Genomic DNA, 23,927 nt, shown 5'->3' with positions numbered 1-23,927 from the left:
CTCCGGGGCCGGACGGCTGCGATTCCAATAGACACCGAACCCGCCGCCCGGCCCGGACGAAGGTCGATGCCATTGGTCTCGCCCGAACGGTCCCCCGTTCCCACCGCACCATGACCTCTCGGCCAAGTATGTTGACGCGGCGGCCCGCCCCGAAGGACGGCTGGCTACTCCCCAGATGACGGCGGCGGGTTAGACGGCTTCGCGACTTCAGACAAGTCCTTTGACGCCGCAGTAGCTGCCTGATCCGATTTCGCGATATCGGCGTCCATCGCCTTCGCGCGCGCCTCAATCTCTTTTGCCGCCTTGTCGTAGCGATCGTCGAAACGCGGTTCGTCCTTGCAGGCCGCGAGCAGCAGCAGGGGAACCGACATAAAGGCGGCGCGCATCAATAATCCTTGCGATAACGGATGCTGAGGTTCGACTGGCCCGAACCGCCGGCCTGGCTGAGCAACGACAGCGCCGGCGTCAGACTGATTTCGAGCTGCGTCGCCGTATAGCCGCGCGCGTCGGTGATCACCTCCAGATAGATGTCCTTGGTGATATACTGCCCGGCGGCGAGCGCCGCGCCGCGCCCGACGGTATCGTCGGGGCCGAGAATGCGCAGCCGGTCTATCCCGGTCGCCGATTGCAACGCGCCGAGCGGGCTCAATCCCCCGCCCCCGCTGCTTAGCGTGTTGAGCGACGACGCCAGCTGCACCGCCTGCAACGGCGACAGCGTCGTGATCGAATCGCCGAACAGGATGCGCGACACGATTTCGTCCTGCGGCAGGCCGGGAACGCTCGAGAATGCGATCTGCGGATTGCTGGCGCGTCCCGTGACGCTGACATTGACCGTCACCGTTTCGATCGTGTCGCTTGCAAGCAGGCGGATCGCCGGATCGAACGCGTCGCCGGTCGGGAAAGTCACCCGGCCTTCCTGCAATTCGAACGAACGCCCCGCGAAGCCCAGCGTCCCGCGCACCAGCTCGATCTCGCCCGTCACGCGCGGCGCCTCGGTCGTCCCGCGCAGCACGATGTCGGCCTTCCATTCGGATTCGAGCCCCATGCCGGAGACGTATATCTCGTCGGGCGCCTTCAGCGCGATGTCGAGCCGGATGAGATCGAACAGGCTGCCGCCGACCGCTGCCAGCCCATCGCCGCTGATACGCGGACGGCCCGCCGCCGGCTTGCGGCGAACGCCGGTCAGCACCGGCACCTGCGCCGCGCCTTCGCGCACGATCCGGTACCGCGTTTCGGGAAGACGCAGGCTGCCCGACAGCAAGGCCGTCTGTCCGGCAACCTTTTCGAGCGTCAGATTGCCCGTCGCGCGCGCGGCGATATTCTCGCTGCGCGCGAGCCGCGCATTGTCGAGCGTCGCCGAAATATTCATCGGGTAACCGTCGGCCGATGCAAGGCTGATAAAGCCCTTCGCCTGGACGCTGCCGTCGCCCGCCGTCGCCGTGAGCTGCTCGATCTCCAGCCGGTTGCCGGTGAAACGGCCGTTCACGACCATGTTCGTCAGACGCGTGCCATAGGTCTGGTTCTCATAGACCATGTCCTTCCCGCGCACGACGCCGTTCAGGCAGGGGTCGGACACGCTGCAGCTGAAATCGGCGGCGACCGCGATCGGGCCGGTGACATGCTGATCGGCGGGACCGAAAAAGGAATAGAGCGTGTCTGCAGGACCATTATAGCGGATGCCGCCGCCCAGCGGGGCGGCCATCAGCCGTTCGGTCCAGCTGCCAGCCCCCGCGCCAAGCGGACGCAGCGACGCCTGCATCCGTCCGATCACGCTACCGCGCTTGCGCATAACCGCGCGCGCCTCGCCGCCGTCGCTCAGCAGCTTGCCCGCGAAATTGACGTCGACCGGCTGGCTGACGGACGCGGCCGTCGTGCGCGTGAATCCGGTGATCGTCAGCCGTGCGTCGGCGCGCGGGAAGCTGTCGGCATTAGCCTGTTCGAAATCGAGGCTTCCCGATGCGCGACCGCCAAGGCCCATATCGGGATAGACGGCGTTGAGGATCGCCATATTGACACGTTCGAGGCGGCTCTGGAGCATGATGCCGTCGCCGAAGCGCCCGGCGATCCGCGCGCTGCTGCCGCGCCCCAGATTGACCGTCGTCGGCAGCAATTCATAGGCATCGGCGCCGGGGATGATCCGCGCGGGCGATGTGGTGCGGAAATTGATCCCCGTCGCGCGGCCCTGCACCGACGCGCGCCACAATTCGGGTTTCAGGTCGGCATTGGCGGCGATGCGGAACGGCACGCCGTTGGTGCCTTCGACCAGCGCCTGCGCGCGGCCGCTGCCGTCGCGATAGTCGATCTTGACCCTGCCGACGGCGATATCGAATTCGCGGATGCGCGTCTGCGCGATCTGGATATCGGCGACGACGTGCGGCGTATCGTACAGCGTCACATCGGCGTCGACGATCGCCGAGCCGACCGAAAGCTGTGCCCCCCCCGGCAGCACGACATTGTTTGCGCGGACGTTGATCGCCGCCGCCTGATATTTGCCCGCCGCGCTCAGGCGGACGAGGCCGCCAAGCCCCTGCCCCGACGCATCGAGCTGGCCGACGAACGGCCCAGCATCGCTCTGCACCAGTCGTCCCTTGAACCCGATGCCCGACAGGTCGCCGCGTTCGATATCGATCGTCAGCGGGCCTTTCGTCATCAGCAAAAGGACATCGGCCGACAAGGGGCCGTAATCGGTCTCGCCCGTCGCGGCGAGGCGATAGCCGTTCGGGGCGCCGTTGATGCGCGCCACAAGCTTGGCAAGGCCGATGCCGAGTCCAGGACGCTCGGCGGTCACAACCGCGCGCGGATCGCTGATCGTCCCGGCAAGCTGGACGCCGACGGGGCCATAGTCGGTCGAATTGGCGCGTGCCGTCAGCTGGATCTGCCCGTTCGGCGCATAGCTCCCCTGCCCGCCGGTAATCCGCAGGCGCGGGGCGGACATGCGCAGGTTGGCGAAACGGACGACGCCGTCGGTGCCATAGCGCACGTCGCTCGACGCTGTCGCATTGCCGCCGAGGAAGTCGCGGACACCCGAATTGAACAGGCGCGTCGATCGGGCCCGGACGCGGCCGACAATCTCGAACCCGCCGCGCGGCGCGGTCTTCAGGTCCGCATCGGTGTCGATATCGAAAATCCCGACGCTTTCGATGCGATAATCGTTGATCCGTCCGTCGATCGCCCCGGTATAGAAGCCCTTGTTGAGATCGGCGATCAGGATCGCCTTGGCATCGATACGCGGCGAGCGGAGGCGTAGATTGTCGCTGAGGATGCGCCCGTCGCTATAGGCGAGGTCGCCGTCGAGCCGAACCTGCACGAGCGTGCCGCCGGCGACGGTGTCGAGCCCGCGAATGCGCGCGGCACGGCCCGCGACCGGGATCACGATCTGGTCGGCATCGACGCGCGCCTTGCCGGCAAGACTCAGCCCCTCGACGATGATATCGTTGACCGCCAGGCTGTTGGCGTTTGCCTGATAATCGACCGTCGGCAGCGCGAATTCACCATCGAGCGTCGCGATTGCCCGCAGGCCGTTCGCGCGCACCGCCGGCGCGATGGCGCCCGGCCGCAATATGTTGACCGCGAGTTGCAACCCTTCATAGCGGTTGGCGCCGAGGTCGACGCCACCGCTGATGCCAAGCTCCGCCGCGTCCGACGACAGACGGCCGTCGACCGCGGCCTTGCGCTTGTCGAGCTTCGCGGTCAGGTCGATGGCAGTTTCGCTGCCCAATATTTCCGCGACCGGACCTTCGGCGAACATCCGCGAGGCCTGCGCGGCGCCCTTTGCCGCGAAAGTCCCGTCGCGTCCGGTCAACGCCACGCGCGCGAGCGGTGCGGCGCCGAGGTTTGCGGTCAGATTGCCGTTCCAGGCCTTCCAGTCGCCACGGCCATCGAGCTTGGCGGTCAGCGTCTCCTCGAAGCCGCCCATGGCGGCGAGAACACCGCCCTTCGGCGCCGAAACATCGAGCGTCACCGCGAGCCGGTTCTGTTCGGGCACCGCGTCGAGCAACAGTTTTAGCGTATCGCCCTGCCCGCCGCCCCCGCTGATCGTCGCTGCGTTTGCCGTCACCTGCGCCCGGCGGTCGGCGATCATGATCTTGCCGTTAAGCGTCGCGACCTGTCGCTCACCCGCCACCGCAGGTTCGAAGACGAAACGGTCCACGCGCAGCAATCCGACATCGACGTCGAGATCGGGAAGCAGAGGCTCGCCCGTATCGGGAACCGGCCTGAATTCGGGCATTCTGCGCATCGTCATCGTCGCGGCGGTTGCGGACCGGACATCGACATGGTTCGCAAGATAGCGGACCGGCCGCCAGTCGACCCGCACTTCGGGCGACGCGAGGAACACGCCCTTGGGGTCCGAGAGGGTGAAATCGCGAATGATCATCTGGCCGTAAAGCGATCCGTCGAGCCGGCCGATGCCGATCTTCATCCCGTTTTCGAATTCATATTTTTCGATCTGGGTGACGACGAAACGGCGCCCGGCGTCGCTGTTGAGCCCGATAAGGAATAGCGCAAAGAGCAAGATCAGCCCAAGCAGCGTCATCCCGATCCAGCGCGCGATGGTTCGCGGCCACGATCGGCTTTTCGCCGGGGCGGTCTCTTCGGCGTCGAAGGCGGCGTCCTCGGCCATCAGAACGCCTGTCCGATCGAGACATAGACACTGACCCGAGCTTCACCCGGCTTGCGCGCGATCGGCGTCGCGATGTCGAAACGCATCGGGCCGAAATTGGTGTAATAGCGCGCGCCGATACCCGCGCCGAAACGCAGGTTCGAAAAGTCGGGCGTCGAACCGCGATACACCTGTCCCGCATCGACGAACCCGACGACCCCGAAATTGCCGAACCGGTACCGCGCCTCGAACGCGGCCTCGTTGACGCTGCGGCCGCCGATCGGATCGTTGTTCGGATCCTTGGGTCCCAGTTCCTGATAGCCGAAGCCACGCACCGATCCGCCGCCGCCGGCATAGAAGCGCCGCGACGGGGCAAGCCGTTCGCGCGCCGCGCCCAGGATCGATCCGACGCGGACGCGTCCCGCCAGCACGATGCTGTCGGTCACCGGATAATAGCCGCTCACGTCGAGTCGCGCCCGCGCATAAGGCGAGAAACGCCCGGCGAGCGAACCTTCCGGCTGGATCAGCGCGGTGACGCGGAATCCCTTGGTCGGGTCGAGCAGGCTGTCGGTGCGATCCATCCCGACCTGCCCCGTCAGGCCAAGGATGGTATAGAAATCATAGCTCCGGTCGCCCGCGACGAAGTCATAATCATCCTCACGTGTCGCGATCAGTTCGGCGCCATAGGCATAGGTGAATTTCTTCTGCCAGATCGGGGTCGAATCATAACTGACCCGCGCGCCGACGCGGCCGGTAATCGCATTGAACGCGTCATAATTGCTTCGCGAAACCTCGGTGACGAGTTCGAAGGTGCGGTCGCGGCGCCCGGCGTTCGAGCGACGCAGCGTCGCGCCGACGCCTTGTTCCTGCGTCCCCGCGACGCCGCGAAAGATCAACGCGCCTTCGGGCGGCAGGAAATTGCGGTGCGTCCAGCTGCCCTCGATCCTGAGGCCTTGGCCGGTACCGTAGCCCGCGCTCGCCGCGATCGTCCGCGGCGGGCCGGCCTGCTGGGTGACCAGCATCGTCACATATTCGGTCCCGTCGCCAGCGCTTTCGCCGGTTGCCTGCGGTTCGGCGGCGACGGTTGCGAACAGGCCGGTCGCGACCAGCGCCTGCCGCAGGTCGTCGACCTTGCGACTGTCATAAAGGTCGCCGCGTTTGAAGCGCGCCAGGATCGCGACATGCTCGGCGTCGAAAGCGAGGTCGCCGGTGGTTTCGATCCCGCCGAAACGCGATCGTTTGCCGATGTCGACGGGCAAGGTATAGACGCCATCGCCGGTCGCGCCATCGAGCAGGATGTCGCGCTGGCCGACCTTGGCAAAAGGATATCCTTCTTCCGGCAGCTTCAGCGCGATCGCGGCCTCGGCGCCCTGAATGCGCTGCGCGACGATGGGCTCGCCAACCGCGAGGGGGAAATTGTCGGCGATCAGGCCCGGGGGAACCGTCGGCGCGGCGTCGATGATGATATCGGCGAGCGTGTAGCGCTTGCCCGGTTTGACGTCGATCACCGCCGTGATCGGGCGGCGCTGGCGCTCCTGCCGGTCTTGCCCTTCTTCTCTCTCGCCACGATCGATCCGGGTGTCGACGACCGCATCATAATAGCCTTCCGACGCGAGGATGCGCTGCATCAACTCGCCATCGGCCGACAGGCGCGCGCGGACCATCGCCGCATTGTCGGCCTTGCCATCGCCGTCGTAGAGCGCCGACAGGTCGCCGAACAGGTCGGCTAGGTCGACATCGGTGCTGTCGTCGGCCGCGTCCAGCCCGGTGACCTGCACCGAATAGGCGATGCTGACATTGTCCTTGTCGTCCTCGGCCTCGGCGAAGACAACCGGCTCGACGTTGAAATTTTCGAGTGGCGGAAGCGGTGCGGCCAGTTCGCTGTCGCTGATGGGCGCGTCGCCGATCGCTTCGACGGCATCGCCGTCGGCAAGCGCGGGTACGGGGACGCCGTCGACCTTTGGCGGCTGGGCTTCGACGGTCGCCTCGCCGCTGGTCGCGGCGCTCTTGGCCGCCTCGGCGGCCTGTCTCTTTTCGAAATCCGCGATCGATTCGAGCGGGCGATCGAGCTCCGCATCGTCCTCGGCGCTGATCGGCGGAATCGCCTTTTCGAACTCGTCGTCTTCGATGATCGGCTCGACGGCCGGCAGCTGCGCGTCGGGCGGCGGCGGCGTGGGCGTCGCGATCGGCTCATCGATCGCGGTTGGAAGTGTCCGAACGACGGCCGGCGGTTCCACCTGCTGCGCCTGCGCCGACGCAGCCCAGCCCATGCCCAGAACGGAAGTTGAAACGATCAGCAAACGCCGCGCCTGGTGCGACCGGCGGGAGTGGCTTTCACAGGGTGTTTCAAGATCATGCATCTGTGGCCCGCCAATGATGCGTGTGTGGCTTGCCCGCTGCGATGGCGCAACCCGTTTCTATGGCTGAAAGGTCCCCGAGCCCCATCATTTCGTCGCATTTCCCCTGCCCGCTCGATGGGTTACCCATCCTCAACGAGCCCGCGGCGATCAAGTTCCACCGATCAGGAATCGACCCCGAACAGGTCGCGGCTGTAAACCTTGTCGATCACATCGGCCAGTTCGTCACCCACCCGGTTGGCGATGATCACATCGGCCTCGACCTTGAATGCGGCCAGATCGTTCACGACCCGAGAGTTGAACAGCGTCGGTTCGTCGAGCAGCGGTTCATAGATGATGACCTCGATGCCCTTGGCCTTGATCCGCTTCATCACGCCCAGGATGCTGCTGGCACGAAAATTGTCCGACCCGGCCTTCATCGCCAGCCGATGGATCCCGACGACGCGCGGGTTGCGCTTCAACACCTCGGACGCGACGAAATCCTTGCGCGTCGTGTTCGATGACACGATCGCCTGGATCAGGTTTTGCGGCACGTCCTTGTAGTTCGCGAGCATTTGCTTCGTGTCCTTGGGCAGGCAATAGCCGCCATAGCCGAAGGACGGATTGTTATAAAATTGGCCGATCCGCGGATCGAGGCCGACCCCGTCGATGATCTGGCGCGAATCCGCACCGTGCATCGCGGCATAGGTGTCGAGCTCGTTGAAGAAGGCGACGCGCATCGCGAGATAAGTGTTGGCGAACAGCTTGATCGCCTCGGCCTCGGTGTTGCCGGTCTGCAGCACCGTTGCATCGGGCTTTAGCGACGCATTCAGCAGCAGGTTGGCGAATTCCGCGGCGCGCGGATGCGTGTTGCCGATGATGATCCGCGACGGGTGGAGATTGTCGAACAGCGCGCGCCCTTCGCGCAGGAACTCGGGCGAAAAGACGATTGCATCGCTGTCATGCTCGGCGCGCATCCGGTCGGTGAAGCCGACGGGAACGGTCGATTTGACGACGATCATCGCGCCCTGCGCCATTTTCAGCGCATCGGCGATCACCGATTCGACCGATCCCGTGTTGAAATAATTGCTCTCGGGATCATAATCGGTCGGCGTTGCCACGACGACGAAATCGGCGCCGTCATAGGCGGTCCGCCGGTCGGTCGTCGCGACAAGGTCGAGCTCACGGTTCGCCAGATAATCCTCGATCTCCGGATCCGCGATCGGCGACACGCGCGCGTTGATCTGGTCGACCTTGCGGCTATCGATATCGAGTGCGACGACACGGTTGTGCTGCGCGAGCAGCACCGCGTTCGAAATGCCGACATAGCCGGTACCGACGACTGCGATTTTTACCGGAGAGTTCGGCACCTTCATTGTTCCTTCGTCACGCGAGGGCTGCTCCCTAACAGTCGGAACCCGTTCGCTCAACTCCGGCAACCATCAATGCGCGGAGGTTCTTTCAGGTGCCGCAGAAAGTGGTGTACGGCCCCGCATCGGCGGGAGCGGGTTCGGCATAACCGGCCCAGTCGGCCCGTGCGACATAAGGATTGCGGACGACCTCGAGCAATTCGAGCCACGGCGCCATATCGCCGCCCTCCGCAGCAGCCAGCGCAGCTTCGACCTGATGGTTGCGCGGGATATAGAGAGGGTTCACCGCGTCCATCGCGTCAGCGCGCTCCAGCGGCGCGATCGTTTCGCGCTCGAGGTGCGCCCACCAGTCGGCGATCCATGGCGCCATCGCGTCGGCGTTCGGCAGCAACGCCTCCAACATCGAACCGTCGCCGCGCAGCAACTGCGCGAGCGCGCGGAAAAAGGAGGTGAAATCGACCGCATGCTGCTCGAGTTCGGCGAACAGCGCGTCGATCAGCGCGACATCGGCTTCATCGGCCTGCGCCAGCCCCAGCTTGGAGCGCATCCGGGTGAACCACGCGCTCCGGAAGCGCTCGGGGATCGCATCGACAAGCGCCTTGGCGCTATCGACATCGCCAGGATCGACCGCATGGATCGCGGGCAGCAAGGCCTCGGCAAACCGTGCCATGTTCCAGTGCATGATCTGCGGCTGGCGGCCATAGGCGTAGCGGCCGTTCGCATCGATCGAGCTGAACACCGTTTCGACCGCAAAGCGATCCATGAAGGCGCAGGGGCCATAATCGATTGTCTCGCCGCTGATCGCGACATTGTCGGTGTTCATCACACCATGGATGAACCCGGCGCCCAGCCAGTGCGCGACCAGCTCGCACTGCAGTGCGATGACGCGATCGAGCAGCGCCAGATGCGGGTTGGGCGCATCGGCCAGATCAGGAAAATGGCGCCCTATGCTGTAATTCGACAGCTGGGTGACATGCTCGACCCCGAAATGGGCGGCAAAGAACTGAAAGGTGCCGACGCGGATGTGGCTGCTCGCGATCCGCGTCAACACCGCGCCGGGGTGAGCTCGCTCACGCTGCACGCGGTCGCCGGTAGCAACCGCCGCCAGCGAACGCGTCGTCGGAACTGCCATCGCCGCCATCGCTTCCGATACGAGGAATTCGCGCAGCACCGGCCCGATCGCCGCCTTGCCATCGCCATTGCGCGAGAAGGCAGTCGGTCCCGATCCCTTCAGCTGGACATCGAACCGCGCCCCGTCGGGCGCGACGATCTCGCCGATCAACAGCGCACGGCCGTCGCCGAGCTGTGACGAAAAATGGCCGAATTGGTGCCCGGCATAGGCAAAGGCGAGCGGTTCGGCGCCCTCGGGAAGCTCCTGCCCTGAAAAAATGCGCGCCAGCCGTTCGTCGGTTGCGCCCGCCGTATCGATGCCTAGTCGTTCGGCAAGCGCCTGATTGAAAATCAGGAGGCGCGGCGCGGATGGTCGAGCGGCCTCCGCCGGCGCGTAGAAGCCGTCCATCGCATCGTGAAAACTATTATCGAAGGCAAAATCCATCACGGCTCCCCAGACGCCCTATGTCGAGCGTTGATGCCATGAATGCAAGGCCGGACAGGTTGTAGCCAGCCGGCGTCGCGGTTAGCTACGATTCATCTCGGGATCATCCGTCGAGATCGAGACCAAGCGCCAGGCGGCCGCTGGGCTCGCGCTGCGCGGACCCGCCCCCAAATTTGATAGCCCTTTGACAGCGCCGAATTTCGTCTCCAGTGATCCCGATCACAAGGCGATGGCAGGACATCGGCCATTCAGCCTGCCGAAGCGCGTTATCGTGACCGGCAGCGACGGCAACAGGGGACCGAATTGACATGACCGTTCTGGTTACTGGAATCGCAGGCTTCATCGGCATGCACACCGCGGCGCGGCTTCTCGCGCGCGGCGAAACGGTGATCGGGGTCGACAATTTCAACGACTATTATCCGGTGGCCCTGAAAGAGGCACGGGTGGCCGAGCTCGAGCGGATCGCAGACGACCGGTTGACGATCCACCGCGTCGATATCGGTGACGCCGACGCGCTCGACAGCGCTTTGAAAAATGACGAATTTGACCGGATCGTCCATCTCGCGGCACAGGCGGGCGTCCGCTATTCGATTGACAATCCCCGAGCCTATGTCCGCTCGAATGTTGCCGGCCATGTAAATATTCTGGAACTCGCGCGGCATCGGCGCGTTGCGCATCTCGTCTATGCGTCGTCTTCCTCGGTTTACGGCGCCAACAAGGCTATGCCGTTTCGCGTGGAGGATAGAGTTGATCACCCCGTTTCGCTCTACGCCGCCACCAAGCGCGCCGACGAGCTGATGAGCGAAACCTACGCGCATCTTTTCCGCGTCCCGCAAACCGGACTGCGGTTTTTTACCGTATATGGGCCATGGGGGCGCCCCGACATGGCGCTCTGGAAGTTCACTACGAACATCCTCTCCGGCAAGCCGATCGACGTTTACAATCGCGGCGATATGAAGCGCGATTTCACCTATATCGACGACATTATCGACGGCGTGATCGCCAGCCTCGACAGCCCGCCCACAGACGACGGGCAGCCGAAACCGGGCGGCTTCACGACGCCGCACCGCCTCTACAATATCGGCAACAGTCAACCCGAGCCGCTGATGGACCTGATCGCCGCGATTGAACAGGCTTGCGGTCAATCGGCAAAATTGAATCTGCTTCCCATGCAAGACGGGGATGTATATGAAACATATGCAGATATAACCGATATTTCATCGGACCTGGGTTTCGCGCCGCGTGTGTCTATCGTCACAGGAGTGAAAGAATTTCTGCGTTGGTACCTGCGTTATGAAGAACGCGGTGCGGCTCCGAGTTAGCCTGAACGCAGTCGGGGGTATCAATATCTTAAAGTGAAGAATTTCCACGCCCAATCAATCGCTCTGTTTTTCGACACAGCGAGCAAGAGTCATGCGGACTAATTGATGAAACTCGTCGCCAGCATTTTCAGGAACGGCCTTGTACAGGTCGCGGTTGCCATTGCGCTTGGCGCCGTGGTGCCCTCGCTCGCCTATGATGCGCTGTCGCCTACCGTGTCGATCCACTCCGACAACATCGTGAACGCGATGACCTATATCGTGATATCGATCCTTCTCGCGCGCTTCGTCCTGCACGAAATGAAGAAATTCGCTATCGTTCGCGGTGTCGAGGTGATCTTGCCGATCTATTCGGCGAGTTTTGCGACAAGCGGCGCGGTCATCCTCTTTTTCCGTGAAAATTACAGCACCATCATTTTTGCGCTCGGATTCGTGATATCGACGCTGCTCGCGATGCTTTTCGAAGTCTTTTTCAAGCCGAGCGACAAAGGCAAATATATCCTCGTCCCAAGCGAAAAGGTCGACCGGATCAAGAGCGTCCTGCGTGCGCCGGTGATCGCCGCCGACCTGAGCCGCATTCCGGATTCCGACGACACGATCATCGTCGCGGACCTGCACGCGCAGCACCCGGCGAGCGTTGACGACTATTTCGCCAAGGCCGCGCTCGGCGGCGTAAAGGTCTATCATTACAAGAATTTGATGGAAACGCTCACGGGCCGCGTCCGCGTCGAGCATCTGTCCGAGAATAGCTTCGGAACGCTGACGCCGAACAGCATCTACGCCCGGGGCAAGGATGCGGTCGACCGCGTCGTCGCGCTGATCGCCCTCGTCATCCTCGCCATTCCCATGCTGCTGGTCGCGGTGATCATCCGCCTCGACAGCCCCGGCCCGGCGCTCTTCACGCAGCAGCGCATCGGCTATCGTGCGCGGTCGTTCAAGGTCTACAAGTTCCGCACCATGTATCATGGCGCGCCTGCGGCCGACGAACAGGAATCCGCCGCGGTCACGCGCGACCGCGATCCACGCATCACCCGTCTGGGCTCGTTCCTGCGGCGCAGCCGCATCGACGAACTGCCCCAGCTCATCAACATCCTGAAAGGCGAGATGAGCTGGATCGGGCCGCGGCCCGAGGCCATCGAACTCTCCGAGCTTTACCAGCAGCGTATTGCCTTTTATGCGTACCGCCACATCATCAGACCGGGGATTACCGGCTGGGCGCAGGTCCATCAGGGGCACGTGACCGAACTCGACGCGATCCAGAGAAAGCTCGAATACGACTTCTACTACATCAAGAATTTTTCGCTGTGGCTTGATGCGCTGATCGCGATCAAGACCCTGCAAGTCATGCTCAACGGCTATGGGGCCAAATAAGTGGGTGATCCTGTGAATATGTCGAAATTCAACTACAAGTCGATTTTGGTGACCGGCGGGACCGGTTCGTTCGGCAAAGCCTTCATCAAGCGTATCCTCGAGACGACCGACGTCCAGCGCGTGATCATCTTCAGCCGCGACGAGCTGAAGCAGTTCGAGATGGAGCAGCTCGACTGGGTGAAAACGCATCGCAAGCGCCTGCGCTTTTTCATCGGCGACGTGCGCGACGCCGAGCGGCTGCGCCTTGCTTGCGAAGGCGTCGACGTCGTCATTCACGCCGCGGCGCTGAAGCAGGTTCCGGCGGCCGAGTACAACCCGTTCGAATGTATCAAGACGAATGTTCTCGGCGCGCAGAATGTCATCGAAGCGGCACGGGCCAACGGCGTGAAGCGGGTCGTGGCGCTGTCGACCGACAAGGCCGCAGCTCCGATCAACCTCTATGGCGCGACCAAGCTGTGCTCGGACAAGCTGTTCGTCGCCGCGAACAACTATGTCGGTGGACGCGACCTGCGCCTTTGCGTCGTCCGTTACGGCAATGTGATGGGCAGCCGCGGCAGCGTCATTCCCTTTTTCCGCGAAAAGGCGCGCGCCGACAGCCCGGTCATGCCGATCACCGACGAAGCGATGACGCGTTTTTCGATCACCCTCGAACAGGGTGTCGACTTCGTTCTCAACTCGCTCGACTGCACCTGGGGCGGCGAAATCTTCATTCCCAAGATCCCCTCCTACCGCATCCTCGACGTCGCCGAAGCCATCGCGCCGGGCGTGCCCACAAACATCGTTGGCATCCGTCCGGGCGAGAAGCTGCACGAGGAGATGATCACGGTCACCGACGCGTTGAGCACGGTCGAATTCGACAATTATTATGTGATCCTTCCGGCAACGCCGCTCTGGGATGTCGAAAAGTTCATCGGCGAGAGCGCGACGAACGCCGGAAAGATGGTCGCGCCCGATTTCCATTATGAAAGTGGGTCGAACCCGGACTTCCTGACCGTCGAAGAAATCAGGGCGCTGGCCGACGAACATGCACCCGACTGAGACGTTCATTCCCTATGGACGGCAGGCGATCTCGGACGACGATGTCGCCGCGGTCGTCGCAGTTCTCCAGTCCGACTGGCTGACGCAGGGACCCGCGATCGAGCGGTTCGAGGCGGCGCTCAAGGACGCGACAGGCGCGGCGCACGCGATTGCCGTGTGCAACGCGACCGCCGCGCTGCACATAGCCTGCCTCGCGCTTGGCGCAGGCCCCGGCGATACGGTCTGGACGTCACCGAACAGCTTCGTCGCATCGTCCAATTGCGCGCTCTATTGCGGTGCGCGCGTCGACTTTGTCGACATCGATCCCGTGTCGCTCAACATGAGCGTGAGCAAGCTGGCCGGGAAGCTCGAAGCGGCTAAGCGCGACGGCACGCTACCCAAGATCGTCATCCCCGTGCATTTCGCCGGTGAGCCGGCCGATATGGCCGAAATAGGCGCGCTCGCGAAGCGATATGGCTTTCGCGTGATCGAGGATGCCAGCCACGCGATCGGCGGCAGTTATGGCGCAAAAATGATCGGCGCCTGCGAACATAGCGACATAGCGGTATTCAGCTTCCACCCGGTAAAGATCGTCACGACGGCCGAAGGCGGCGCGACGATGACCAACGATCCCGATCTGGCGGCTAAACTCGCACGCCTGCGTACGCACGGTATCACGCGCAATGCCGCCGAGATGAGCGGGGAGTCCGAGGGCGCCTGGTATTACCAGCAGATCGATCTTGGCCTGAACTATCGCATGACCGATATGCAGGCCGCGCTTGGCGCGTCGCAGATGAACCGGCTTGCCGAATTCATCGATCGGCGGCATCGCATCGCCGATCGCTATGGCACGGGTCTTGCCGGTCTTCCGCTTCGCACGCCCGTTCGGGCATCGGGGCGGCGCAGCGGGCTTCATCTCTATCCAGTACAACTCGACGATGCGAGCCGGCGCAAGGCGGTATTCGACGGCATGCGCGCCGCGGCCATTGGGGTGAATATCCACTATATTCCGATCCACACCCAGCCCTTCTACCTTCAGCAGGGCTTCCGACCGGGCGATTTTCCTGCGGCGGAGGACTATTACGCCCGTGCGCTCTCGCTCCCGATGTTCCCGACGCTCACCGATGCCGATCAGGATCGCGTGATCGCGACCTTGGCCGCTTTGCTGGCATGAAGCTGGCGCTCGGCACGGTCCAGTTCGGGCTCGATTACGGCGCCTTCAATCCGGGCGGCCAGGTGGGCGACGACGAAGTCACTGCCATCCTGCACAGCGCCGAAGAGTCGGGTATCGACACGCTGGATACGGCGCGGGCCTATGGCACCAGCGAAGCGGTTCTCGGTCGTCACGGTGCACCCAGCCGGTTTCGCGTCGTCACCAAGATCCGCGCGCTGGCTGGCGAACCCGATGTCCCCGCGGCGGTCGCGGCAAGTATATCCGCCAGCCGCAACGCGCTCGGTACCGACCGCCTCGATACGCTGCTGTTTCATTCGGCACCGGACCTCCTTGGCGAGACGGGAAGCGCGGCATGGCATGCAGCGGAAGCCGCACGGGATCGCGGCGAGGTACGCGCGCTCGGCGTATCGGTTTACGATCATGAAGAGGCGCTCGCGATCGCGGCCCGTTTTCCGATCCGTGCCGTGCAACTCCCGGTCAATATCTTCGACCAGCGCGCCATTTCGACCGGCGCCCTCGCCCGGCTGAAGGACCAGGGTGTCGAAATCCACGCGAGGTCGATATTTCTGCAGGGCTTCGCATTGTCGAGCCCCGATAGCCTTCCGGAGAATCTGCAGCGGTTTCGCCCGGCTCTGGAACAATTTCGCGAATTTGTGGCAAGATGCGGAACCACGCCGCTTGCTGCGGCGTTGGAGTTCGTCCTCGGGCAGGACGCCATCGACCGGGTGGTGGTTGGCGTCCAGAAAAAGTCCGAGCTCGACGAGGTTGTCGCGGCATCGCTGCGACACCCGGAATTGATGGGGGCTCATCATATCGGTTCGAACGATCCGATCCTGATCAATCCGGCCAAATGGGGGACTATTTAAGAAAATGACCGATTCAAATCGCGTTTCGCTGCGCCTGATGACCGAAGACGATATCACCGAGGAATATGTCAGCTGGTTTCGTGATGCGACCGTCACCGAATACCTCGATTCGCGCGGATTTTCGGTACAGGACGCCCGTGACTATCTGCGTCAGGGCTTCGAAACCCGCGCCTATTTCATGTATGCCGTGATCGACAACGAAAGCGGCCTGCATATCGGAAATGTCAAACTCGGCCCGATCAGCTGGATGCACGGCACCGCCGATCTCGTCACCGTGATCGGTCGCCGCGAATTCTGGGGCAAGGGCCTTGCAACCGAGGCGATCAAGGCGGGTAACCAGATCGCCTTCAAGGAATATGGAATCCGCAAGCTCAGCGGCGGCATCGCCGACGGCAACGAAGGATCGGTCAAGGCCTATACCCGCGGCGGATGGGTGATCGAAGGGCGGCTGAAGGGGCACCATATGATCGACGGGACCCCGCGCGATCGCATCGTGGTGAGCTGCTTCAACCCGGACTTCTTTCCCGACGCGTGACAGCGATATCGACCCCGCTATAGCGGCGCCATGCGAATCCTATTTATCGAGAATCGGGAAAAGACCCGCTTCTGGTCCGCCATCGCGGCGCGGCTGGAAGCCAACGGGCATGTCGTGGCGTGGGCGGTCCAGAACCCGATGTTCGCCGACGGCCTGCCGGGGCAGGTTTTCGTCATGCCCTTCCCCGCCCCGGCCCCGGCCGTTGCGGCATGGGACCCCGAGGAATGGCCGCTGCTTGCGACCGATCGCGGCCGTCAGTATTTCGAGAGCGGTCACGCGCATTATTCGCATTACGAAGCGCAGTATCGGGCCATCTTCGACAGCTTTCAGCCCGGGCTCGTGCTTGGTGAAGGAACCTTGTTCCACGAACTGCTCGCCGTGGCCGAAGCCCGGCGGCGCAGCATTCCCTATTTCCATCCCTCCGCCGAACGCTATCCGCAGGACCGCTTCTGCTTTTTCCGCGATGTGACGCAGGAAGCCTATGCAGGCGAGGGCTACCAATATCCAGAAGAAGAGGCGCTGAGCTACGCGCAGCGCGTCGCCGAAGGTCGCGAAGCATTGGTCTACATGCGCAAGCGCGGCCGTATCGGGCTCATGCTGCGCAAGCTCGAGTGGGCGTGGACGCGGGGCCGCGTCTTTTTCGCGCGGCTGCGCGGCGAACGCTACAACACGCCCGGCCCTCTCCTCAAATGGCGTCTCGAACGGCGAGTCAAGCAGCGGCTGGCGCAGTGGCACTCGCTCGAACGGCCTGTGGAGGCGGGCGAACAGGCGATACTCTATCCGATGCAAATGGCGCCCGAAGCCAATATCGATGTCTGGGGCCGCCCCTACAACGATCAGGTCGACGTCATGCGCCGGATCGTCGCGGCGGCACCCGCGAACGTGAAGCTCGCGATCAAGTGCAACCCGAAGCCGAAATATGAGATGTCCGACGAGCTGCTTGCGTTTGCGCGCAGCGAACCGCGCGTCATCCTGCTCCCCGCCGCGATGCGCATGCCCGACGCGATGGCCCAATGTATCGGCGCGATTACCATTTGCGGGACCGTCGGCTTCGAGGCCGTTTTCGGTCGCGGGAGATGCATTTCCGTGCGCCATCCGGTGATCACCGAAAATTGTCCGGACCATGCCGCGGCGACCCCCGAAGAGGCGGTTCGAAAACTTCTCGGCGAACCCCGGTCGGGCATTGGTTCGCCGGTATTGGGCGCGCGCTTGCTGCAAGCGATCGCCCGCCGTTCCTATCCAGGCTACATCAGCGATCCCTTTTCGTCCCGTGCATGTCTGGCGCCCGAAAATGTCGCAAAGGTGGCGCAGGGGGTCGAGCAGCTTGTGATACATATCGAACGTGCCGAAGCTCCAGGAGCAAACCCGTCATGACCGACGTCACCCGCCCACGCAGCGTTGCCATATTGCAGGCGCGCATGTCGTCGAGCCGGCTGCCGGGAAAGGTCCTGATGCCGCTCGCGGACCGGCCGTTGATCGCATTCATGATCGAACGCGTCCGGCGCGCTACCGCCATCGACGAACTCGTCGTCGCGACCAGCGTCGAGGCATCCGACGATCCCCTGGTAGATGCCGTCGAACGGCTTGGCGTTCGTGTGGTTCGCGGCCCGCTCGACGACGTCCTTGCCCGGTTCGGCATGGCCGCCGAACTCGCAGGTGCCGATATCGTCGTGCGGCTAACCGGCGATTGCCCGTTGATAGATCCGGTGCTCATAGACCGGGTGGTCGCGAAAATTGCTTCGGGCGAAGCGCTCTATGCGTCGAATTGCGTGCCGGCGACCTATCCCGACGGGCTCGATTGCGAGGCGTTCGGTGCCGACCTGCTGAACCGGGCGGTAAGGGAAGCGAAGCTTGCGTCCGAACGCGAGCATGTGACGCCGTGGATCAGGCAGTTCGCCGGCGACCGCTCGGCCAGTATCGAATGCGCGATCGATCTCTCGGGGCTTCGCTGGACGGTGGACTATCCGGAAGACCTGCAAACCGTTCGCGCGATGGTCGATTATCTGGGCCGCCAGGCCTTGTCTGCCGACCTCTTCGACCTGTTGCGCGCCTATGATGCGCTGGGTGGCGCGACGACCGGTCACGATCGCAACGAGGGCTACGCCAAGTCGCTGGCAGCGGACAATAAAAACGTCTAATTGCCGGGGCAACGGGGCGATAGAAACGGGCGATTCGATGGCGCAAGCCTTTAACAGTTCTCAGGAAGTTTTCGGGACAATTGCGGGGCAGGCGGAGGATCGGACGATCCGTGCCGGGCGCTACAGCTATCAGAAAGCAGCCGAACGGCGCATTCTGGGGGACCTTTTGCCCAAACTGCAGCTCCAGCCGCATCACCGCGTCCTCGATATCGGGTGCGGGTCGGGGCTGCTGGTGATCCCGTTCGCCCAGCTTGCCGAACAAGTCGTCGGTCTCGATCATCCCGATGTGGTCGCCGCGCTGGGTCGGACGATCAACCTTCCCAACATCGAACTGATCGGCGGCAGCTTCCCGGCAACCATATTGTCTGGAACGTTCGACCGGATCGTCGCTTATTCGGTCATGCAGTGCAATCCCGACTATGCGAGCGCGCTCGCGTTCGTTCGTGCCGCCGCCGGGTTGCTTTCGCCCGAGGGGCGGCTCGTCATTGCGGATATCCCCAACGCCGATCGCCGCAGCCGCTTTCGCGCCAGCGCGCGGGGGCAGGCGTTCGAGACCGAATGGATCAAGCTTCGCGACAGCAGCGAGGCAACCGCCGAAGAAACCGAAGCTTTCGGGACCCTTGCGACGGCGGGCATGCTCGGCCAGCTGACCGATGCGCAGATCTTCGATATGGCATCGACCTTGCGCGCCGATGGCTATGATGTGTGGATCATGCCGCAGTCGCCGGACCTGCCCTTCGGCAATACCCGCGAAGACATGGTCATCGTCAAGCCATAGCCCGGCAATGAGCCCCATCGGATTCTCTCCGCCCGTCGCAACGCCGGCCCGATCGTCCCTGTCGGTCGCCGAAGGCGAAGCCCTGCTTGGCGAATGGTTCGGCCGCCCCGTCGTGCTCACTTCTTCGGGGCGCGCGGCATTGCTGCTCGCGCTGCGCCATTCCGGGCTGAACCGCTATCGCAGCCGCGTCGCCATCGCGCCGCGCACTGCGCAGTGCGTGCTCGATGCGGTGATCCGCGCCGCCTTCCCCGTCGACCCGGTCACCGACCGAGGCGAAACACAGGCAACGGTGCTGATCCATCAATATGGCTTTATTCAGATCGGCACGCCGGAAGGTCCGGTGATCGAGGATATCTGCCACAGCTTTTTCGCAGATCCGGCAAGCGGAAAACGCGCATGGCGTTCGCCGATGGCGATCTTCAGCCTGCCCAAATTCCTGGGTATGACGGGCATGTGCGGCGGCCTCGCCGTCGAAAGCGATGCCCTGGCCGTCGCGCTTCGCGAGCAGCGCGATCAGGCCGCGGCCATGTCTGACGCGGCAAGGGAGGATGACCGGCAGGGCTGGCTGTCCGGAGCAGCCGAACAACTCGAAGAAATCTATCTTCGCGCGCTTCTCCACCCGGCCTGCAATCCGGCCGCACTAACCGGCCTGCCCGACACGGTCGACGGCCTCTCGTCGATCGGCGAGAGTCGCGCCGAATCCACCCGCCGCCTTGTCGACTCGATCCCCGAGGCCTGGCTCGAACCGGGCTGGCGGGCGATGTGCCGCGGAACGCTGCCCTATGCACTGCCGGTCTTCGCCGACGTAGAAGCGGCGAAGCAACTGGTGGGCGCCGCGGCGGCCCTGGGGTTCGAAACCGGCGTCTATCAGGTCGACCGGAACCGGAACATGTTCGATCCGCGATGGGAACAGGCAGTGTTGTTGCCGTGTCACCACGCCATATCCGGACAATCGATCGACGATCTGGTCGTCGTCATTGCCGGAGCGCGCCGATGAAACTGGTCCATCCCATCAACGTCGTGACCAGCCTGCCCGATTTCGCGCATACCGGTTTCGGCCTGCCTTTTTCGAAGCGCGGTGTCCGCTATTATCAGGCGGCGATCGATCGCGAGATCGACGACCTCAGCTTCGGCTTCGCCGACCATCAGGGACTCGCGGCGGTCGTTCCGTGCAATACGGCAAAGGCGGATGTCCTCAGCTGGTATGAGTTCGCGATCGAGCTGTGGATCCGCCAGGGGTTGTCCGACGAGGTACAGCGCCGACTGGCGGGCGACCTGCTGGGAACATTGTTCGAACGGGCGCGCGAAGCGGGCGCGAAAAAGATCGTGCTGCGTCAGGCCGGCGATGCCCGGTTCAACGCATTCCTGACCGCGCGCCTTCTCGAACGGGGCGTCTGGCCCGAAAGCAGCTTTCCTATTCTGGTCGACCTTGCGCATGACGATGCAACCCTGATGGGGGCGCTGCGGAGCGGTCACCGGCAACAGGTCCGGCAAGGCAGCCGGATCCTCGACCTGGCCTTTGTCGATCAGTCGCGACCCGATGCGGCCGCCTTCAACAGTTTTCGCGAATTGCACGCACGCGTTGCGGGGCGTGCGACGCGGTCACGCGAAAGCTGGGACCGGATGTTCGACCTTGTCGCGGCGGGCGAAGGCGACCTTGCGCTCGCTTATTGGCAGGGCGAACTGCTCGGGGGCACGCTCATGCTCGATGCCGGGCAGATGTCCTATTATGCTTCGGGCGCCTACCTGCGCGAGCATTTTGACAAGCCGATCACGCATTTCCCGTTGTTCCAATGTATTCTGCGTGCGCGCGAACGCGGCCGAACCCATGCCCACCTCGGCGAAATCCTGCCGCTCAGCCTCGCAGATTCCAAAAAGGAACTGTCGATCAACAATTTCAAGCTGGGTTTCGCGAACAGCGTAACATCGAGCCGCATCTGGACAATTCCGGTCGGCGAGTGATAGGCGACTGTCGCCTTCATGAAACAGAGCGCGTATAGCGCCCCCCTCCCCCGACAGACCGAGGCATTGATGCGAGATTTTACCAATTCGACGGCGTATCTGGAACGAGCCGAAGCCGTGATTCCGCTCGGCAGCCAGACTTTCTCGAAAAGCCGCACCCAATTTCCCGTCGGCGTGTCGCCGCTCTTTCTCGCACGCGGCAAGGGTGCGCGGGTGTGGGATATCGACGACAATGAATATGTCGATTTCATCAGCAGCCAATGCTCGATCACGCTCGGCTATGCCGACCCCGATATCGACGGCGCGGTTCGCGATCAACTCGACGGGGGCGTGATCCTCTCGCTTCCGCATATGATCGAGGCGGAAGTGGCGGAGCGCATATGCGCCATGGTTCCGTGCGCCGAAATGGTGCGCTTCGGCAAGAACGGCTCTGACGCCACGGCGGGCTGTATCCGCATCGCGCGTGCCTTTACCGGGCGCGAGCATGTCGCGGTGTGCGGCTACCACGGCTGGCAGGACTGGTACATCGGATCGACCGCGCGCAATCGCGGCGTGCCGCAGGCGACGCGCGACCTGACCCATGGCTTCGCCTATAACGACCTTGGGTCGCTTGAACGCATATTCGCCGAAAATCCCGGAAAGATCGCTGCCGTCATCCTCGAACCGATGAATGTCGAATGGCCGGCTCCGGGCTTCCTCGAAGGTGTTCGCGAGATATGCGACCGCGAAGGCGCCGTACTTGTTTTCGACGAGACGATTACCGGCTTTCGCTACGCCAACGGCGGGGCGCAGGCCCTGTTCGGCGTCACGCCCGATCTCGCCTCGTTCGGCAAGGGCATCGCGAACGGTTATCCCGTGTCCGCCGTCACGGGGCGCCGCGACATCATGAAGGAAATGGAGGAGGTCTTCTTCTCCTTTACCTTCGGCGGGGAATTGCTCTCGCTCGCGGCCGCGAATGCCACGCTGCAAAAGCTGGAACGTGAACCGGTGCTGGCGAAAATCGCGCAGACCGGCGAGAATGTGATCGAAGGCGTGCGCGCACTCGTCGCCGAAAACGGCCTCGACGAAGTTTTGTCGGTCAAGGGGCACCCAAGCTGGTCTTTCCTGATCATGACCGACCAGCCGAATGCCAGCGCATTCGAGATGAAGACGCTGATGATGCAGGAGTTTCACCAGCAGGGCGTGCTCGGATACGGAACGCACAACATCAGCTATTCGCACGGGGCGGCCGAGGTCGCGGCGCTGATCGAGGCCTATCGGCAATTCCTGCCGATGCTGCGCCGCACGATCGAGGCAGGCGACATCCGTAAACAGCTGCGCTGCGACCCGTTGGTGCCGCTATTCAAGATCAGGTAGCCATGCGCGTCGCCATTCGTGTCGATGCGTCGGCCGACATCGGCACCGGGCATGTGAAACGCTGTCTGTCGCTGGCCGAAGCGTTGGCGTCGATTGGCGCCGAGGTGCGGTTTATTTGTCGCGATCACGGGCTCTCCTATGAATCGATGTTCGCCGGGCGGCCTGAACCGCTCGTCCTGCTGACGCCGCCCGCGCCGGGCTGGACTCGCGCGGACGGCGATCCGGCGCATGCCGAATGGGCCGGCCTGACCGCCGAAGCCGACGCGGCCGAAACCGTCGCGGCGCTTGAGAATTGGGTGCCGGACTGGATTGTCCTCGATCATTATGGTTTCGATCGCCGCTGGCACGACACGGTGCGCGACGCGCTGGGCTGCAAGCTCGCGCAGATCGACGACCTTGGCGATCGGCCGCTGGCGGTCGACCTGCTCGTCGACCACAATCCGGCGCCCGATCACCGGGCAAAATATGCCGCCAGCGGCCCGATGCTGGGACGCCTGCTCGGCGGCCCGCGTTACGCCCTGCTTGCGCCCGCTTATCGCGACCTCGCGGTTCCGGAAAGGGCACAATCGGTCCGAAGCATCGGGATATTTCTCGGCGGAGTCGATCTCGACAACCGAACCCCCGGCGTGTTGGCGGCGTGCCGCGCTGCAGGCTTCCATGGGCCGGTCGCGATCGTATCGACCTCGGCCAATCCTCACCTTGCCGCGCTCGAAAGCGCGATCGCAGTCGACGGCAGCGCAATCCTGCTGACCGACCTCCCCGACCTCGTATCCTTCTTTCTCGCCCATGACATCCAGATCGGCGCTGGTGGCGGCGCGACCTGGGAGCGGTGCCGGACCGGCGCAGCGGCCATCGTCCTGTCGACGGCGAGCAATCAGCGCATCGTCGTCGACGGCCTGATCGCGGCCGACGCGGCGGTGGGGCTCTACGCCGGGGAAGCGGGCGCACTTCCCGATGCGATCCGCCGGCTGCTCGGCGACCCCGCGCTGCGCGCACGGCTTTCGGTGAACGCCGCCCAGCTCGTCGACGGCCGCGGATGCGAACGTGTCGCGCTGGCGATGGCGGCAGAAAGGGTGGCCGTTCGCCCGGCCACCATGTCCGACGCGCAAAAGATTCTCGTCTGGCGCAACCATCCCGAAACGCGCGCGATGTCCATCGACTCCTCCGAAATCGACCTCCACAACCACCTGGCATGGTTCGAGCGGAGCCTGGCGATGCAAGATGATCGCCGGATCTTTATCGGTATGATCGGCGTTGTCGATGTCGGCGTGGTCCGGTTCGACCGCAGTGGCGCCGGCGAATGGACCGTATCGATTTTCCTAGATCCGGGGCTTCCTGGTCTCGGGCTCGGCACCCGGTTGCTGCGCGCGGGAGAGCAGGCGATGCTCGCGGCGGCTGGACCGCAAATCCGGTTTCATGCCGAAACGCTGCCGGGGAACCTCGCCTCACGGACGATGTTCCTGTCATGTGGCTATCGGGGGGACGTCAACTTCGTTAAGGATGCCGGCACGGATTCGGCGAGCAATGAACGGTCAGGAAATGGTTGATAT

At 63.6% G+C, this 23,927-nt stretch carries 18 protein-coding genes and 1 riboswitch; of the genes, 13 read left to right on the top strand and 5 right to left on the bottom strand.

Going from position 1 to position 23,927, the window contains the following annotated elements:
* Nucleotides 1-10: 10 nt before the first annotated feature.
* Nucleotides 11-193: riboswitch (yybP-ykoY riboswitch) on the bottom strand.
* From VGU00_RS15190 to VGU00_RS15170, 5 genes are all read right to left on the bottom strand, one after another.
* Nucleotides 165-386 carry a hypothetical protein gene (locus tag VGU00_RS15190; RefSeq protein ID WP_327469977.1) on the bottom strand — a complete coding sequence of 74 codons (222 nt, stop codon included), beginning with the start codon at nt 384-386 and terminating at the stop codon, nt 165-167. (Overlaps the previous riboswitch by 29 nt.)
* The gene (locus tag VGU00_RS15185; protein WP_327469975.1) at nt 386-4,621 is read right to left on the bottom strand and encodes a translocation/assembly module TamB domain-containing protein; all 4,236 of its coding nucleotides are present in this window, start codon (nt 4,619-4,621) and stop codon (nt 386-388) included. The genes VGU00_RS15190 and VGU00_RS15185 overlap by 1 nt, the downstream gene beginning before the upstream one ends.
* Nucleotides 4,621-6,870: an autotransporter assembly complex protein TamA gene (locus VGU00_RS15180; protein WP_327469973.1), complete on the bottom strand. Its 2,250-nt coding sequence runs from the start codon at nt 6,868-6,870 to the stop codon at nt 4,621-4,623. The genes VGU00_RS15185 and VGU00_RS15180 overlap by 1 nt, the downstream gene beginning before the upstream one ends.
* A gap of 251 nt (nt 6,871-7,121) precedes the next feature.
* Nucleotides 7,122-8,306, bottom strand: a complete 1,185-nt coding sequence (locus VGU00_RS15175) for a nucleotide sugar dehydrogenase (protein ID WP_327469971.1) — start codon at nt 8,304-8,306, stop codon at nt 7,122-7,124.
* A gap of 91 nt (nt 8,307-8,397) precedes the next feature.
* Nucleotides 8,398-9,861: a protein adenylyltransferase SelO gene (locus VGU00_RS15170; RefSeq protein WP_327469969.1), complete on the bottom strand. Its 1,464-nt coding sequence runs from the start codon at nt 9,859-9,861 to the stop codon at nt 8,398-8,400.
* A gap of 308 nt (nt 9,862-10,169) precedes the next feature.
* Here VGU00_RS15170 and VGU00_RS15165 point away from each other — a divergent pair, with 308 nt between their 5' ends.
* The 13 genes from VGU00_RS15165 to pseG all read left to right on the top strand — a co-directional run bounded on the left by VGU00_RS15165 (nt 10,170) and on the right by pseG (nt 23,924).
* Nucleotides 10,170-11,183: an NAD-dependent epimerase/dehydratase family protein gene (locus tag VGU00_RS15165; protein ID WP_327469967.1), complete on the top strand. Its 1,014-nt coding sequence runs from the start codon at nt 10,170-10,172 to the stop codon at nt 11,181-11,183.
* Between the two features lie 105 nt (nt 11,184-11,288).
* Nucleotides 11,289-12,551 carry an exopolysaccharide biosynthesis polyprenyl glycosylphosphotransferase gene (locus VGU00_RS15160; protein WP_327469965.1) on the top strand — a complete coding sequence of 421 codons (1,263 nt, stop codon included), beginning with the start codon at nt 11,289-11,291 and terminating at the stop codon, nt 12,549-12,551.
* Nucleotides 12,552-12,569: 18 nt separating this feature from the next.
* Entirely contained in the window at nt 12,570-13,589 is a 1,020-nt protein-coding gene (pseB, locus tag VGU00_RS15155; protein ID WP_327469963.1) for a UDP-N-acetylglucosamine 4,6-dehydratase (inverting), read from the top strand.
* Nucleotides 13,576-14,742 (top strand): UDP-4-amino-4,6-dideoxy-N-acetyl-beta-L-altrosamine transaminase, encoded by a 1,167-nt coding sequence (gene pseC, locus VGU00_RS15150; protein WP_327469961.1) that lies wholly within the window; start codon nt 13,576-13,578, stop codon nt 14,740-14,742. Before pseB ends, pseC begins: the two co-directional genes overlap by 14 nt.
* Nucleotides 14,739-15,608, top strand: a complete 870-nt coding sequence (locus tag VGU00_RS15145; protein WP_327469959.1) for an aldo/keto reductase — start codon at nt 14,739-14,741, stop codon at nt 15,606-15,608. The genes pseC and VGU00_RS15145 overlap by 4 nt, the downstream gene beginning before the upstream one ends.
* A 4-nt stretch (nt 15,609-15,612) precedes the next feature.
* On the top strand, nt 15,613-16,143 hold the full coding sequence (locus tag VGU00_RS15140) for a GNAT family N-acetyltransferase (RefSeq protein ID WP_327469957.1): 531 nt from the start codon (nt 15,613-15,615) through the stop codon (nt 16,141-16,143).
* A 30-nt stretch (nt 16,144-16,173) separates the two neighbouring features.
* Entirely contained in the window at nt 16,174-17,517 is a 1,344-nt protein-coding gene (locus VGU00_RS15135) for a hypothetical protein (protein ID WP_327469955.1), read from the top strand.
* A complete protein-coding gene (locus VGU00_RS15130) occupies nt 17,514-18,281 on the top strand; it encodes a glycosyltransferase family protein (RefSeq protein WP_327469953.1) in 768 nt (255 codons plus the stop codon). Before VGU00_RS15135 ends, VGU00_RS15130 begins: the two co-directional genes overlap by 4 nt.
* 37 nt (nt 18,282-18,318) lie before the next feature.
* Nucleotides 18,319-19,059 carry a class I SAM-dependent methyltransferase gene (locus VGU00_RS15125; RefSeq protein WP_327469951.1) on the top strand — a complete coding sequence of 247 codons (741 nt, stop codon included), beginning with the start codon at nt 18,319-18,321 and terminating at the stop codon, nt 19,057-19,059.
* 139 nt (nt 19,060-19,198) lie between these two features.
* Entirely contained in the window at nt 19,199-20,056 is an 858-nt protein-coding gene (locus VGU00_RS15120) for a hypothetical protein (protein ID WP_327469949.1), read from the top strand.
* A complete protein-coding gene (locus VGU00_RS15115) occupies nt 20,053-21,021 on the top strand; it encodes a GNAT family N-acetyltransferase (RefSeq protein WP_327469947.1) in 969 nt (322 codons plus the stop codon). The genes VGU00_RS15120 and VGU00_RS15115 overlap by 4 nt, the downstream gene beginning before the upstream one ends.
* 69 nt (nt 21,022-21,090) lie before the next feature.
* Entirely contained in the window at nt 21,091-22,377 is a 1,287-nt protein-coding gene (locus VGU00_RS15110; RefSeq protein WP_327469945.1) for an aminotransferase class III-fold pyridoxal phosphate-dependent enzyme, read from the top strand.
* 2 nt (nt 22,378-22,379) lie between these two features.
* A complete protein-coding gene (gene pseG / locus VGU00_RS15105) occupies nt 22,380-23,924 on the top strand; it encodes a UDP-2,4-diacetamido-2,4,6-trideoxy-beta-L-altropyranose hydrolase (protein WP_327469943.1) in 1,545 nt (514 codons plus the stop codon).
* Nucleotides 23,925-23,927: the final 3 nt, after the last annotated feature.

The organism is Sphingopyxis sp. (assembly GCF_035944815.1).
In the GTDB taxonomy this organism is placed as follows: domain Bacteria; phylum Pseudomonadota; class Alphaproteobacteria; order Sphingomonadales; family Sphingomonadaceae; genus Sphingopyxis.
This window is presented reverse-complemented; position numbering and strand designations above follow the sequence as displayed.